This is a genomic window from Streptomyces sp. NPDC014727, from assembly GCF_043083485.1.
Lineage (GTDB): Bacteria > Actinomycetota > Actinomycetes > Streptomycetales > Streptomycetaceae > Streptomyces.
In genome coordinates, this window is sequence record NZ_JBIBYR010000001.1 from 369496 (window position 1) to 383123 (window position 13628).

Below are 13628 nucleotides of genomic sequence, written 5' to 3' on the forward strand. Positions count from 1 at the left end.
GCCTGCGTCCTCGCTGGTGTCCCCACGGGCGTCGTCAGCGGTTTCCCCGACCACCACCTACTCCCTGGGCCGGAGCGGTGACCGGGCGCAGTCGTCCTTGGGGAGGAGCACATCTGTGCTCGAACAGTGCGGTAATAGAGACAGGGCCCGTACTGTGGGTTCTGTTGGAGTGCTGGAGCTCAGTCCGTCAGAAGGGGGCGCGCGAAGCCCATGAGCGGTGTCATGAAGCGTATGGGGATGATCTTCCGCGCGAAGGCAAACAAGGCCCTTGACCGGGCCGAGGATCCGCGCGAGACCCTCGATTACTCGTACCAGAAGCAGCTGGAGCTGCTTCAGAAGGTGCGCCGCGGGGTCGCCGACGTGGCGACTTCGCGCAAGCGGCTGGAGCTGCAGCTGAATCAGCTGCAGGGCCAGTCGTCCAAGCTGGAGGACCAGGGCCGCAAGGCGCTCGCGCTCGGCCGCGAGGACCTGGCCCGCGAGGCGCTGTCCCGGCGCGCCGCACTCCAGCAGCAGGTCACCGACCTGGAGACGCAGCACACCACGCTGCAGGGCGAGGAGGAGAAGCTCACTCTCGCGGCCCAGCGGCTTCAGGCCAAGGTCGATGCCTTCCGGACCAAGAAGGAGACCATCAAGGCCACCTACACCGCTGCCCAGGCGCAGACCCGGATCGGCGAGGCCTTCTCCGGGATCTCCGAGGAGATGGGCGATGTCGGCCTGGCGATCCAGCGGGCCGAGGACAAGACCCAGCAGCTGCAGGCACGGGCGGGCGCGATCGACGAACTGCTCGCCTCCGGAGCCCTGGACGACCCGACCGGGACGGCGAAGGACGACATCGCCGCCGAGCTGGACCGGATCTCCGGTGGTACGGATGTGGAGCTGGAGCTGCAGCGCATGAAGGCCGAGCTGGCCGGCGGCTCCACCCAGCAGGCGATCGAGGGCGGCCCGCAGGATGCCGCGCAGCAGCAGTCGTCGCAGTCCCCGCACAGGTTCGACAAGAGTTGAGGCAGCGTCATGATCGTACGGATCATGGGGGAGGGCCAGGTCGCACTGGCCGACAGTCACTTCGCCGAGCTCGATGAGCTCGACGACGAACTGCTCGCCGAGATGGAGCGCGGCGACGGCCCCGGCTTTCGCTCCACCCTCCACGCGCTCCTCGCCAGGGTGCGCGAGCTCGGCACACCCCTGCCGGACGACTCCCTGGAGCCGTCCGGGCTGATCCTGCCGTCGTCCGACGCGACCCTCGAAGAGGTGCGCGCCATGCTCCGGGACGACGGTCTGATCCCCGGCTGACGCCGGGCGTTCTCCAGCTCCCGCACGAGTCCGTGCCCCGTGTCCGGTCCGCCGGACAGGGGCACGGCCTTGTCCGGTCCGATGGACCCGGCCGGCCGCGCCGTCCGGACCGCGCTCCGGACGTTCGACGCATTTTGGGTGCCGTGCATTGCGGGTGCTCCGCCGATCCGCGCGTTCGTGCCGATGCCTCCGTACGACCGGGACGATTCCCGCGCGACACGCCGTAACGTAGCTTGACGTGACCACCCTCGGAACCGGGGTTCAGCGCGTCCGGCACTGGCTGCGCGACCATCCCCTCGCGTTGGACGCGGCGCTCGCCCTGGCCGTGCTCGTGGCCATGATCATCGGATCGTTCATCGAGCCGAACGGACCCGACGGACCCACCTTCGGTACCCGTACGCCCGAAGCGGCCAGTGTGCTCCTGATGGTGCTCGGCGCCGTCGCGCTCATCTGGCGGCGGCGGAACCCCATGCCGGTGCTCGCGGCCACCGCCGCGCTGACCGTCGTCGAGCTGGTGCGGTTCGACCCGCCGGCCCCGGTGGTGATGAGCACCGTGATCGCGCTCTACACCGTCGCCTCCCGCACCGACCGGCCCACCACCTGGCGGGTGGGCCTGCTCACGATGGCCGCGCTGACGGCCGCCGCGATGCTCTTCGGCACGCCGCCCTGGTACAGCCAGGCGAACTTCGGCGTCTTCGCCTGGACCGGTATGGCCGGGGCCGCGGGGGACGCCGTCCGCTCCAGGCGGGCCTTCGTCGACGCGATCCGGGAGCGCGCGGAACGGGCGGAGCGCACCCGCGACGAGGAGGCCCGGCGCCGGGTCGCCGAGGAGCGGCTGCGGATCGCCCGCGATCTGCACGATGTCGTCGCCCACCACATCGCCCTGGTCAACGTCCAGGCCGGGGTCGCCGCCCATGTCATGGACAAGCGACCCGACCAGGCCAAGGAGGCGCTGGCCCACGTCCGGGAGGCGAGCCGCTCCGCGCTGAACGAACTGCGGGCCACCGTCGGGCTGTTGCGTCAGTCCGGCGACCCGGAGGCGCCGACCGAACCGGCCCCGGGCCTCGCGGTCCTCGACGAGCTGGTGGACACCGTCCGGCGGGCCGGGCTCCCGGTCGAGGTGGCCTGCACCGACCGGCGGCCCCCGCTGCCCGCGGCCGTCGACCTGGCCGCGTACCGGGTGATCCAGGAGGCGCTGACCAATGTGCGCAAGCACGCGGGCCCCGGGGCGAGGGCCGAGGTCAGTGTCGTACGGGTCGGGGCCACGGCCGAGGTGACGGTGATCGACAACGGCTCGGGCGGGGGAGGACACAACGGGGACGGCGGCGGGCACGGCCTCCTCGGCATGCGCGAACGCGTCACCGCGCTCGGTGGCTCCCTCACCGCCGGGCCCCGCTACGGCGGTGGATTCCGGGTCCATGCGATCCTGCCCGTCAAGGCCCGCACGGCAGAGCCGGATGAGCCGGGCCCGGCGGGCCGGACGGGGGAGAACACATGACGCCGCCCATCAAGGTGCTGCTCGTCGACGACCAGGCGCTGCTGCGCAGCGCGTTCCGAGTGCTGGTCGACTCGGAGGCCGACATGGAGGTGGTCGGCGAGGCGGCGGACGGCGCGCAGGCCGTTGCGCTCGCCCGCTCGACCCGTGCCGACGTGGTGCTGATGGACATCAGGATGCCCGGCACGGACGGACTCGCCGCGACCCGCATGATCAGCGCCGATCCGGAACTGGCGGACGTGCGGGTCGTCATGCTCACCACGTTCGAGGTGGACGAGTACGTGGTGCAGTCGCTGCGGGCCGGGGCCTCCGGCTTCCTCGGCAAGGGAGCGGAGCCGGAGGAACTGCTCAACGCCATCCGTGTCGCCGCGGGCGGCGAGGCGCTGCTCTCACCGGCCGCGACCAAGGGGCTGATCGCCAGCTTCCTTGCGCAGGGCGGCAGTTCGGACGGCGGCGGACCGAGCGCCGCGGAGTACTCCGACCGGCTCGCCGCGCTCACCGGCCGCGAACGCGAAGTGCTGGTCCTGGTCGCGGGCGGGCACTCCAACGACGAGATCGCCGAGCGGCTCGTGGTCAGCCCCCTCACCGTGAAGACACATGTGAACAGGGCGATGGCGAAGCTGGGTGCCCGGGACCGCGCCCAATTGGTGGTAATTGCCTACGAATCGGGCCTGGTGCGCCCCCGGGTGGAGTAACGGGTGGAGATACGGCGTACTCCACCTGCGGTATGCGCGACATAAGAAAGCGACCCTGGGCCGACGCCCGAGCCCTTGCGGGTCGGCGATCGTATAGGTGGGTCGGGTCTGTCCCCCAGCCGCCCGCCCATCTGCCGCGTAAGCCACAGAAGAGAGACCCACCCATGTCCTGGCTGTCCAGATTCAGCCTCGCGCAACGGGCCCTGATCGGACTGATCTCGATCGTCGCGCTCGTATTCGGAGCGATCGCGATCCCGCAGCTCAAGCAGCAGCTGCTGCCCACCATCGAGCTCCCGATGGTGTCGGTGCTCGCCCCCTACCAGGGTGCGTCCCCCGATGTGGTCGAGAAGCAGGTCGTCGAACCGCTTGAGAATTCCATCAAGGCCGTCGACGGTGTCACCGGCACCACCTCGACCGCCAGCGAGGGCAACGCCGTCATCATGGCGACCTTCGACTTCGGCAGCGAGGGCACCAAGCAGCTCGTCGCCGACATCCAGCAGGCGGTGAACCGCGCCCGCGCCCAGCTTCCCGACTCCGTGGACCCGCAGGTCGTCGCCGGCTCCACGGACGACATCCCGACCGTCGTCCTCGCCGTCACCTCCGACAAGGATCAGCAGGCGCTCGCCGACCAGCTGGACCGCACGGTCGTTCCCGCCCTGGAAGACATCAGCGGCGTCGGCCAGGTCTCCGTCGACGGTGTGCAGGACCTCCAGGTCTCCATCACCCCCGACGACAAGAAGCTCGCCGACGCCGGTCTGAACGCCATGACGCTCTCCCAGGCGCTCCAGGCGGGCGGGGCGACCGTCCCCGCCGGTTCCTTCTCCGAGTCGGGCAAGAGCCGTACCGTCCAGGTCGGCGGCGCGTTCACCTCCCTGAAGCAGATCGAGGACCTGCGGGTCACCGGCACGGACCCGGCAACCGGCAAGCCCGGCAAGCCGGTCCGCGTCGGCGACGTGGCCACGGTCAAGCAGGAGCCGTCCAGCGCGGTCTCCATCACCCGCACCAACGGCAAGCCGAGCCTCGCCGTGATGGCCACGATGGACAAGGACGGCAGCGCCGTCGCCATCTCGGACGCGGTCAAGGACAAGCTCCCCGACCTCCGCAAGGACCTCGGTGCCGGCGCCGAACTGACCGTCGTCACCGACCAGGGCCCGGCGGTCTCCAAGGCGATCTCCGGTCTCACCACCGAGGGCGCGCTGGGTCTGCTCTTCGCGGTCATCGTGATCCTGGTCTTCCTCGCCTCGCTGCGCTCGACCCTGGTCACCGCGGTCTCCATCCCGCTCTCCGTGGTCCTCGCGCTGATCGTGCTCTGGACCCGTGACCTGTCGCTCAACATGCTCACGCTCGGCGCGCTGACCATCGCGATCGGCCGTGTCGTCGACGACTCGATCGTGGTCCTGGAGAACATCAAGCGCCACCTCGGCTACGGCGAGGAGCGCCAGTCGGCGATCATCACCGCGGTGAAGGAAGTGGCCGGTGCGGTCACCTCCTCGACCCTCACCACGGTCGCCGTCTTCCTGCCGATCGGCCTCGTCGGCGGCATGGTCGGCGAACTGTTCGGCTCGTTCTCGCTGACCGTCACCGCGGCCCTGCTGGCCTCCCTGCTGGTCTCGCTGACCGTCGTCCCCGTCCTGTCGTACTGGTTCCTGCGCGCCCCCAAGGGCAGCACGGAGAACCCGGACGAGGCCCGTCGCAAGGCCGAGGAGAAGGAAGCCCGCAGCCGGCTCCAGCGGCTGTACGTCCCGGTACTGCGCTTCGCGACCCGGCGCCGTGTCACCAGCATCGTCATCGCCATCGTGGTGCTGCTCGGCACCTTCGGCATGGCCCCGCTGCTGAAGACCAACTTCTTCGACCAGGGCGAGCAGGAGGTCCTCTCCATCAAGCAGGAGCTGACCCCCGGCACCAGCCTGGCGGCGGCCGACGCTGCGGCCAAGAAGGTCGAGAAGGTCCTCACCGACGACAAGGGCGTCAAGGACTACCAGGTCACCGTCGGATCCTCCGGCTTCATGGCCGCCTTCGGCGGCGGTACGGGATCCAACCAGGCCTCGTACCAGATCACCCTGAAGGACGCGGGTGACTCCGAGGCCGTGCAGAAGCGCCTGGACACGGAGCTCGGCAAGCTCGACGGCATCGGTGACACCACCGTCTCCGCGGGCGGCAGCTTCGGCAGCCAGGACCTCAGCGTCGTGGTCAAGGCCGCCGACGCGGACGTCCTGAAGAAGGCCTCCGAAGAGGTACGGGCCGAGGTGGCCGAGATCAAGGACGTCACCGACGTCCAGAGCGACCTGGCGCAGAGCGTCCCGCGGATCTCGGTCAAGGCCAACGCCAAGGCCGCGGAGGCCGGTTTCGACCAGGCCACGCTCGGCGCGGCGGTCGCCGGGGCGGTGCGGGGGACCCCGGCCGGCAAGGCGATCATGGACGACACCGAGCGTGACGTCGTCATCAGGTCCGCCCACCCGGCGACCACGATGGCCGAGCTGAAGAACCTCCCGCTCGGCCCGGTGAAGCTCGGCCGGATCGCCGACGTCGAACTGGTCCCCGGACCGGTCTCGATGACCCGGATCGACGGCCAGCGCGCCGCGACCATCACTGCCAGGCCCGTCGGTGACAACACCGGCGCGGTCAGCGCCTCGCTCCAGACGAAGATCAACGCGCTGAAGCTCCCGGACGGCGCCACCGCCACCATCGGTGGTGTCTCCGAGGACCAGAGCGACGCGTTCCTGAAGCTCGGCCTGGCCATGCTGGCCGCGATCGCGATCGTCTTCATGCTGCTCGTGGCGACCTTCCGTTCGCTGGTCCAGCCGCTGATCCTGCTGGTCTCCATCCCGTTCGCGGCGACCGGAGCGATCGGCCTGCTCGTGGTCACCGGCACCCCGATGGGTGTGCCGGCGATGATCGGCATGCTGATGCTGATCGGCATCGTGGTCACCAACGCGATCGTGCTGATCGACCTGATCAACCAGTACCGGACGCAGGGCATGGGCGTCGTCGAGGCAGTCATCGAGGGCGGCCGGCACCGGCTCCGCCCGATCCTGATGACGGCACTCGCGACGATCTTCGCCCTGCTCCCGATGGCGCTCGGCGTCACCGGCGAGGGCGGCTTCATCTCGCAGCCGCTCGCGGTCGTGGTGATCGGCGGCCTGGTCACGTCGACGCTGCTGACCCTGCTGCTCGTGCCGACGCTCTACGCGATGGTCGAGCTCCGCAAGGAGCGCCGCGCGAAGAAGAAGGCGATCAAGCGGGCGAAGAAGGCGGGTCTGTCCGCTCCGGCGCAGCCGGAGGAGACCACTTCCGAGGAGCCCGAGCCCGCGAAGGCGTAGCGCGCGAGGCACGCGAAGGCCCCGGCACCGAGGGAACGGTGTCGGGGCCTTCCCGCGTCTCCAGCCGCGTCCGAGGAACCGGTTGCGGGAGGAACCCGGTCCCGGCCAGGGGTGGGCGGGCGGCGAAGCCCGCCACGGGCGTCCCGTGCCGCCTCGCCACGGGCGCGGCCGCGCCGGGCGGCCTCACCTCGACACCCCTACGGCAGCGCCAGCATCCGCTCCAGCGCCAGCTTCGCGTACTTCTCCGTCTCCGGGTCGACCTCGATCCGGTTGACCAGGTTCCCCTCGGCCAGCGACTCCAGCGCCCACACCAGGTGCGGCAGGTCGATGCGGTTCATCGTCGAGCAGAAGCACACCGTCTTGTCGAGGAAGACGATCTCCTTGTCCTCGGCCGCGAAGCGGTTCGCCAGGCGCCGCACCAGGTTCAGCTCGGTGCCGATCGCCCACTTGGAGCCGGCCGGGGCCGCTTCCAGGGCCTTGATGATGTACTCCGTCGAGCCGACGTAGTCCGCCGCCGCCACGACCTCGTGCTTGCACTCCGGGTGCACCAGCACATTGACGCCCGGAATGCGCTCGCGCACGTCATTGACGGAGTCGACCGAGAAGCGCCCGTGCACCGAGCAGTGCCCGCGCCACAGGATCATCTTGGCGTTGCGCAGCTCCTCGGCGGTCAGGCCGCCGTTCGGCTTGTGCGGGTTGTAGAGGACGCAGTCCGCCGGCGTCATCCCCATGTCCCGGACCGCGGTGTTCCGGCCGAGGTGCTGGTCGGGCAGGAAGAGCACCTTGCCCGCCGAGGGCTCCCGCTGCTCGAACGCCCACTCCAGCGCCCGCTTCGCGTTGGACGAGGTGCAGATCGTGCCGCCGTGCCGGCCGGTGAAGGCCTTGATGTCGGCGGAGGAGTTCATGTACGAGACGGGGACGACCTGCTCGGCGACCCCGGCGTCGGTCAGGACGTCCCAGCACTCGGCGACCTGCTCGGCGGTGGCCATGTCGGCCATCGAGCAGCCCGCCGCCAGGTCCGGCAGCACGACCTTCTGGTCGTCGGTGGTCAGGATGTCCGCGGACTCGGCCATGAAGTGCACGCCGCAGAAGACGATGTACTCGGCCTCCGGGCGCGCCGCCGCGTCCCGGGCGAGCTTGAACGAGTCGCCGGTGACGTCCGCGAACTGGATGACCTCGTCGCGCTGGTAGTGGTGGCCGAGGACGAACACCTTGTCCCCGAGCTTCTCCTTCGCCGCGCGGGCGCGCTCCACGAGGTCCGGGTCGGACGGGGAGGGCAGGTCGCCGGGGCACTCGACGCCGCGCTCGCTCTTCGGGTCGGCCTCCCGGCCGAGCAGGAGCAGGGCGAGGGGCGTCGGCTGGACGTCGAGATCCTGGACGGGGTGGGCCGTGGTCACGTCACGTACCCTTTCTTTGAGCCTTTTCGTCTAATTGACGTTATCTATCATATCCGGTTCACGTCACTTTGACGATGGCCATAGTGTCGATGTGACGCATCCCCGGGAGCGTCCGGTGTGCGAGCATGAATGGAACAGGCAAGCGCTCGGCCCGGAATGAATCCGCGGTCCCGACGGTTGCAACGTCGGCAAGCAGTCTCCGTACAACCCGGGAGAGAAGCAGATGTCCGTATCGGACGAGACCACCACCGTGAGCGACGGCATCCTCCTGTCCGACGCCGCCGCAGCCAAGGTCAAGGGCCTGCTGGAGCAGGAAGGCCGTGACGACCTGGCGCTGCGCGTCGCCGTTCAGCCCGGCGGCTGCTCGGGCCTGCGCTACCAGCTCTTCTTCGACGAGCGTTCGCTCGACGGTGATGTCGTGAAGGACTTCGACGGCGTCAAGGTCGTCACCGACCGGATGAGCGCTCCGTACCTGGGCGGCGCCTCCATCGACTTCGTCGACACCATCGAGAAGCAGGGCTTCACGATCGACAACCCCAACGCCACGGGCTCCTGCGCCTGCGGCGACTCCTTCAGCTGAGCCCTGAAGGCGCTCGCGGAACGACACAGAGGCGAGGGGCCCCGGAATCCGGGGCCGCGCCCCACGTGGGGGTGTGAGGGTGGCGGGGAGACTGGCGGGGGGCGGCGGCCCCCCACCGGCCGCCGGCCCCGCCGCCCACCCCACCTCGGCAGCCGTCTGGCGCCCGCCTCACCAACACGCTGGCCCCGCCCCCTAACCCGGGCCCCCTCGCCTCTGTGTCGTGTGTACGGGTCCGGACGTCAGTCGCGGGGCACGTCGCCGCCCGACGCGACGTCGACCACCGTCCGGTCGCCGAGCGGCGCGTCCAGCGTCACCGTCCGGGTCAGCTCCTTGGCGATCATGATGCAGACCTTCTTCCCGGCCGGCTTCGCCTCCGCCACCGTCACCCGTACCGTCTTCCCGTCCTCGCTCGCACGCGCCGTGTACGTGCTGCACGCCCCGCCCCAGAACGTCACCGACAGCGTCCGCCCGTCGGCGCTGTACGACAGGATCTGCCGCGAGGTCTTCTCCGTGTCCCCGGGGGCCGGGGTCGTCGCCGACGGTGCTTCCTTCGTCAGGTACGCGGGGTCCACGGCGATCTGCGACACGGTCCCGCCCGTGCCGCCCGTGGCCGGCCGCAGCGAGAACAACCAGGACGGTACGAGCGTCTGCTTGCCCGCCACGTACCGCGCCGTGAGGCCGAACACGGCCTTGTCGACCGTCACGGTCGTCGTCGGCCGCTCCGCCCCGGTCCGCGTTCCGCAATGGACCTGCGGCGATTTCAGGCCGTCCTGCAGCGGTACGCCGTCCTGCAGCGGTACAGGGGTGGCGCACCCGCCGATGTCCGCGCGCCCGTCCGTCCTGGACGCCGCCCCGTTCAGCTGCTTCAGCGCCTCGCCCGCGCTGATCACCGGATAGCTGTCGCCCTTCTCCAGGGCCTTCAACTGGCCGCTGCCACCGACCACTTCACCGCTCGAACCCACCTGGATCCCGGTGGACCAGCCATAGGTGGGAAGTCCGTCCACCACCGGGTCGGCGTTCACCACCCGTACCGAGCCCATGAGTTGCCGGGCGTCGAGCGCGGCGTCGTCCTGCCCCACCGCCTTCAGGACCGGCGCCGCGGCGGCCCGCGCGGCGCCCTCGCCCACCGGGGAACCGCTGTCGCCCGGGACCGCCTTCGTGCTCGAACAGGCCGAGACGCCCTCGCAGTTGTCCGTAGTGCCGGAGCCGTACCGGGTGAAGCTCCAGGTGCCCGGCGCCTGCTTGTTCACCCGGAGGGCCGGGCCGGAGCCGTCCTTGTCGGACCCCACCTTCCAGGACGTGCCCTCCGCCCGCGGTGTGCCCTCAAGGCCCAGCGCCTTCGCCAGCCGGGACACCTCCGCAGCGGAGACGGTGCCCTCGGTGCGCTGCACCGCCGCCGTACCCGGCCCCTCGGGAAGCCTGCCGGCGGCGCGATAGACCACCCGGCCGCCGTGCGGGTCGGGCTCGCCCGGCGCGATGCCGGGTGCGGTGCCCGGCGAGGACCCGTCGGGTGCCGCCGGGCCGCCCGCGTGCTCGTCCAGGGCCGGCAGAGGAGGGGTGCGCCCCCCGTCGGCCGCCGCGCTGCCACCGCTTCGGCCGTCGCCGTCCGCAGCGGTCGCGGCCCAGTACGCGCCACCGCCGCCGGCCAGCAGTACGGCTGCCGCCACCGAGGCCACGGCGAGTGGCGAGCGTCGCCGGGGGCCGGTCACGTCGTTGTCGGGTCGCTCGGTGCTCACCGGATCGCTCCTTCGCCTGCGTTGCCGTCACAGACCGTCACCGGCCTGCCCTCCGTCCCGCGGGTGGGGACAACGGTGGGACGGGGCACGCGGGCGCACGGTTCCCTCGTGGGCGGGGGCGTGGGCGGGGCCGCGACCGGAGCGCCGGGCTCAGTCACCGTAGTCGGACATGGCGTCGATCAGCCGCGCGGAGGCCGGAGGCACGGTCACCCCGTGAATGCGGGACGGTGCGACCGGAACGGGGGCGGACTTCGCGGGAGCCACCCAGTGCGGAGCCATGCGCGCGCAGTCACCGCGCAGCTCGGCCAGGCTGATCTCGGACTCGCGTGGAGCGTTGTGGTTCGACATACGCGCACCGTAGGCATCACACGCCTCGGGAAGAAAGCCCTACTATCGGGTAGTTTTCCCCCCTTCAGGGCGAGTGCGAGAAACGGGTAGCGTGAACTGTCACGCCGCCCCGGGAACACCGTCACCCGTTCCCCCCGATCTCCACAGGAGCAGTCTCCCCGTGCGAATCGCAGTCACCGGCTCCATCGCCACCGATCACCTCATGACCTTCCCCGGCCGTTTCGCCGACCAATTGGTCGCGGATCAGCTGCACACGGTCTCGCTGTCCTTCCTGGTCGACAACCTCGATGTGCGCCGGGGCGGTGTCGCCGCCAACATCTGCTTCGGCATGGGCCTGCTGGGCACCCGCCCGATCCTGGTCGGTGCCGCGGGCTCCGACTTCGACGAGTACCGCGCGTGGCTCGACCGTCACGGCGTCGACACCGGGTCGGTCCGGATCTCCGAGGTCCTGCACACCGCCCGTTTCGTCTGCACGACGGACGCGGACCACAACCAGATCGGTTCCTTCTACACGGGCGCGATGAGCGAGGCGCGGCTCATCGAGCTCAAGTCCGTCGCCGACCGTGTCGGCGGCCTCGACCTCGTCTCGATCGGCGCGGACGACCCCGAGGGGATGCTCCGCCACACCGAGGAGTGCCGCACCCGCGGCATCCCGTTCGCCGCGGACTTCTCGCAGCAGATCGCACGGATGGACGGCGACGAGATCCGGATCCTCATGGACGGCGCCACGTACCTCTTCTCCAACGAGTACGAGAAGGGGCTCATCGAGTCCAAGACCGGCTGGAGCGACGCGGAGATCCTGGCCAAGGTCGGTCACCGGGTCACCACGCTCGGCGCCCGCGGCGTGCGGATCGAGCGGGCCGGCCACGAGCCGATCGAGGTCGGCTGCCCCGAGGAGGAGATCAAGGCCGACCCGACCGGTGTCGGCGACGCCTTCCGGGCCGGATTCCTCTCCGGTCTCGCCTGGGGCGTCGGCCTGGAGCGCGCCGCCCAGGTCGGCTGCATGCTCGCCACCCTGGTCATCGAGACGGTCGGCACCCAGGAGTACACCCTGCGCCGCGCCCACTTCATGGACCGCTTCACCAAGGCGTACGGCCACGACGCCGCCGCCGAGGTCCGCGCACACCTGGGCTGATCCCGAAGGGGAGTCTCAGGTCAGCCGGCGGACCACATAGGCCGAGCCGCGGTCCGCCGGCTCCTCGCCCACGTACTCCTGCCCGCGCATCGCGCACCAGGCCGGGATGTCCAGCCGCGCCGCCTCGTCGTCGGAGAGCACGGTCACCGTCCCGCCCAGCGGCACGTCCCCGATCACCTTCGCGAGCTCGATCACGGGGATCGGGCAGCGCTTCCCGAGGGCGTCGACCACCAGGGACGCGGACGCGGCGGGGGAGGGAGGAGCCGTGACGGGCGCCCCCAGCCGCTCCCGTACCTCTGCCACCACCCGGGGCAGTACGTCCAGGAAGCGGTCGACATCCTCGTCCGTGGTGCCGGCCGGCAGCGACACCCGTACGTTCCCCTCCGACAGCACCCCCATGGCCCTGAGCACATGGCTCGGGGTCAGCGTGCTGCTGGTGCAGGAGGAACCGGACGACACGGAGAATTCGCACCGGTCCAGTTCATGGAGCAGGGTCTCTCCGTCGACATAGAGACAGGAGAACGTCACCAGATGCGGCAGCCGCCGCACCGGGTCGCCGACCACCTCCACATCGGGCACCAGTTGCGGCACCCGGGCCCTGATGCGGTCCACCAGGGCCCGCAGCCGTACGGACTCGGCCGCCGCCTCCGTCCGCACCGCCCGCAGCGAAGCCGCGGCGGCCACGATCGCCGGGATGTTCTCGAACCCCGCGGCCCGCCCCGACTCGCGCTCGTCGGCCGGGCCCTGAGCCGCGAACCGCACCCCCTTGCGCACCGCCAGCAACCCGACCCCCGAGGGCCCGCCCCACTTGTGCGCGCTCGCCGCCAGCAGCGACCAGCCGTCCGGTACCGGCCCCCAGCCCAGCGACTGGGCGGCGTCCACCAGCAGCGGCACCCCCGCCGCCCGGCAGACCTCCGCGACCTCGGCCACCGGCTGCTCGGTGCCGACCTCGTGATTGGCGGACTGCAGACAGGCCAGCGCGGTGTCCTCGCGCAGCGCCTGCGCGTACGCCGCCGCGCTCACCGCACCCGACCGGTCCACGGCGACCTCAAAGACCGATCCGCCCTGGGCCTCATGGGCGGCGGCCGAATGGAGTACGGAGGAGTGTTCGACCGCGGAGAAGACCAGATGGCGGCCGACACGCCGACGCCCCGCGAGGGCCCCGGAAATTCCTGAGTGCACCGCACGCGTCCCCGAAGGAGTGAACGTGAGCTCGTCCGGGCGGCACCCCACGGCGTCCGCGGCGGCCTCCCGGGCCGCGTCCAGCAAAAGCCGGGCCCGGCGTCCCTCGCGGTAGAGCCTGGCCGGGTCGGCCCACCCCTCGTCCAGCGCGGCAAGCAGAGCCTGGCGGGCGACGGGGTGCAGCGGAGCGGAGGAAGCGGCGTCGAAGTAGGGCACACGACCACGCTAGCCCGCGACGGGCCGCCGCCCGGTGACGGGCCGCCCGCGCGCCCAGGAGAGGGGGCGTCAGATGGCTGCCTCAGGCCCGTACTCCACCCCTTCGGGGTGTCGGACGGCGCGTTGGGCACCCTCCCCGCGCGACCCCAAATGGCGTCCAGTAGGGTTTGGTCCGCATAAACATCCAAACCCCTGCCCGCGTCAGGGCGGCGACCGACCAGAAAGACGGCCGCG

The 13628-nt window shown here is 71.0% G+C and carries 11 protein-coding genes; 7 read left to right on the forward strand and 4 right to left on the reverse strand.

All coding sequences use genetic code 11. The features are described 5' to 3' along the window. Positions 1-222 precede the first annotated feature (222 nt). The 5 genes from ACF1B9_RS01690 (at position 223) to ACF1B9_RS01710 (ending at position 6800) form a co-directional block, all read left to right on the forward strand. Positions 223-1002: a PspA/IM30 family protein gene (locus ACF1B9_RS01690; protein WP_342285684.1), complete on the forward strand. Its 780-nt coding sequence runs from the start codon at positions 223-225 to the stop codon at positions 1000-1002. A 9-nt stretch (positions 1003-1011) separates the two neighbouring features. Continuing rightward, entirely contained in the window at positions 1012-1290 is a 279-nt protein-coding gene (locus tag ACF1B9_RS01695) for a hypothetical protein (RefSeq protein WP_391740062.1), read from the forward strand. A gap of 238 nt (positions 1291-1528) precedes the next feature. Then, positions 1529-2788: a sensor histidine kinase gene (locus ACF1B9_RS01700; protein ID WP_391740060.1), complete on the forward strand. Its 1260-nt coding sequence runs from the start codon at positions 1529-1531 to the stop codon at positions 2786-2788. Continuing rightward, complete coding sequence (locus ACF1B9_RS01705) at positions 2785-3480, forward strand: response regulator (protein ID WP_376219972.1); 696 nt, start codon at positions 2785-2787, stop codon at positions 3478-3480. The genes ACF1B9_RS01700 and ACF1B9_RS01705 overlap by 4 nt, the downstream gene beginning before the upstream one ends. Before the next feature lie 164 nt (positions 3481-3644). Next, the gene (locus ACF1B9_RS01710; protein WP_391740059.1) at positions 3645-6800 is read left to right on the forward strand and encodes an efflux RND transporter permease subunit; all 3156 of its coding nucleotides are present in this window, start codon (positions 3645-3647) and stop codon (positions 6798-6800) included. A 197-nt stretch (positions 6801-6997) separates the two neighbouring features. Here ACF1B9_RS01710 and nadA read toward each other — a convergent pair whose 3' ends face one another. Continuing rightward, on the reverse strand, positions 6998-8197 hold the full coding sequence (gene nadA, locus ACF1B9_RS01715) for a quinolinate synthase NadA (RefSeq protein ID WP_391740058.1): 1200 nt from the start codon (positions 8195-8197) through the stop codon (positions 6998-7000). Positions 8198-8420: 223 nt separating this feature from the next. Here nadA and ACF1B9_RS01720 point away from each other — a divergent pair, with 223 nt between their 5' ends. Beyond that, positions 8421-8777: an iron-sulfur cluster assembly accessory protein gene (locus tag ACF1B9_RS01720; protein WP_030933606.1), complete on the forward strand. Its 357-nt coding sequence runs from the start codon at positions 8421-8423 to the stop codon at positions 8775-8777. A 239-nt stretch (positions 8778-9016) separates the two neighbouring features. On the opposite strand, the gene ACF1B9_RS01725 is transcribed toward ACF1B9_RS01720, so the two are convergent. Continuing rightward, positions 9017-10513, reverse strand: a complete 1497-nt coding sequence (locus ACF1B9_RS01725) for a hypothetical protein (protein ID WP_391740057.1) — start codon at positions 10511-10513, stop codon at positions 9017-9019. Positions 10514-10663: 150 nt separating this feature from the next. After that, on the reverse strand, positions 10664-10861 hold the full coding sequence (locus tag ACF1B9_RS01730) for a hypothetical protein (RefSeq protein ID WP_376284994.1): 198 nt from the start codon (positions 10859-10861) through the stop codon (positions 10664-10666). A gap of 160 nt (positions 10862-11021) precedes the next feature. Here ACF1B9_RS01730 and ACF1B9_RS01735 point away from each other — a divergent pair, with 160 nt between their 5' ends. After that, a complete protein-coding gene (locus ACF1B9_RS01735) occupies positions 11022-11996 on the forward strand; it encodes a carbohydrate kinase family protein (protein WP_391740056.1) in 975 nt (324 codons plus the stop codon). A gap of 15 nt (positions 11997-12011) precedes the next feature. Here the strand turns inward: ACF1B9_RS01735 and ACF1B9_RS01740 are convergent, their stop codons facing one another. Then, positions 12012-13394 carry a cysteine desulfurase/sulfurtransferase TusA family protein gene (locus tag ACF1B9_RS01740; RefSeq protein ID WP_391740054.1) on the reverse strand — a complete coding sequence of 461 codons (1383 nt, stop codon included), beginning with the start codon at positions 13392-13394 and terminating at the stop codon, positions 12012-12014. Positions 13395-13628: the final 234 nt, after the last annotated feature.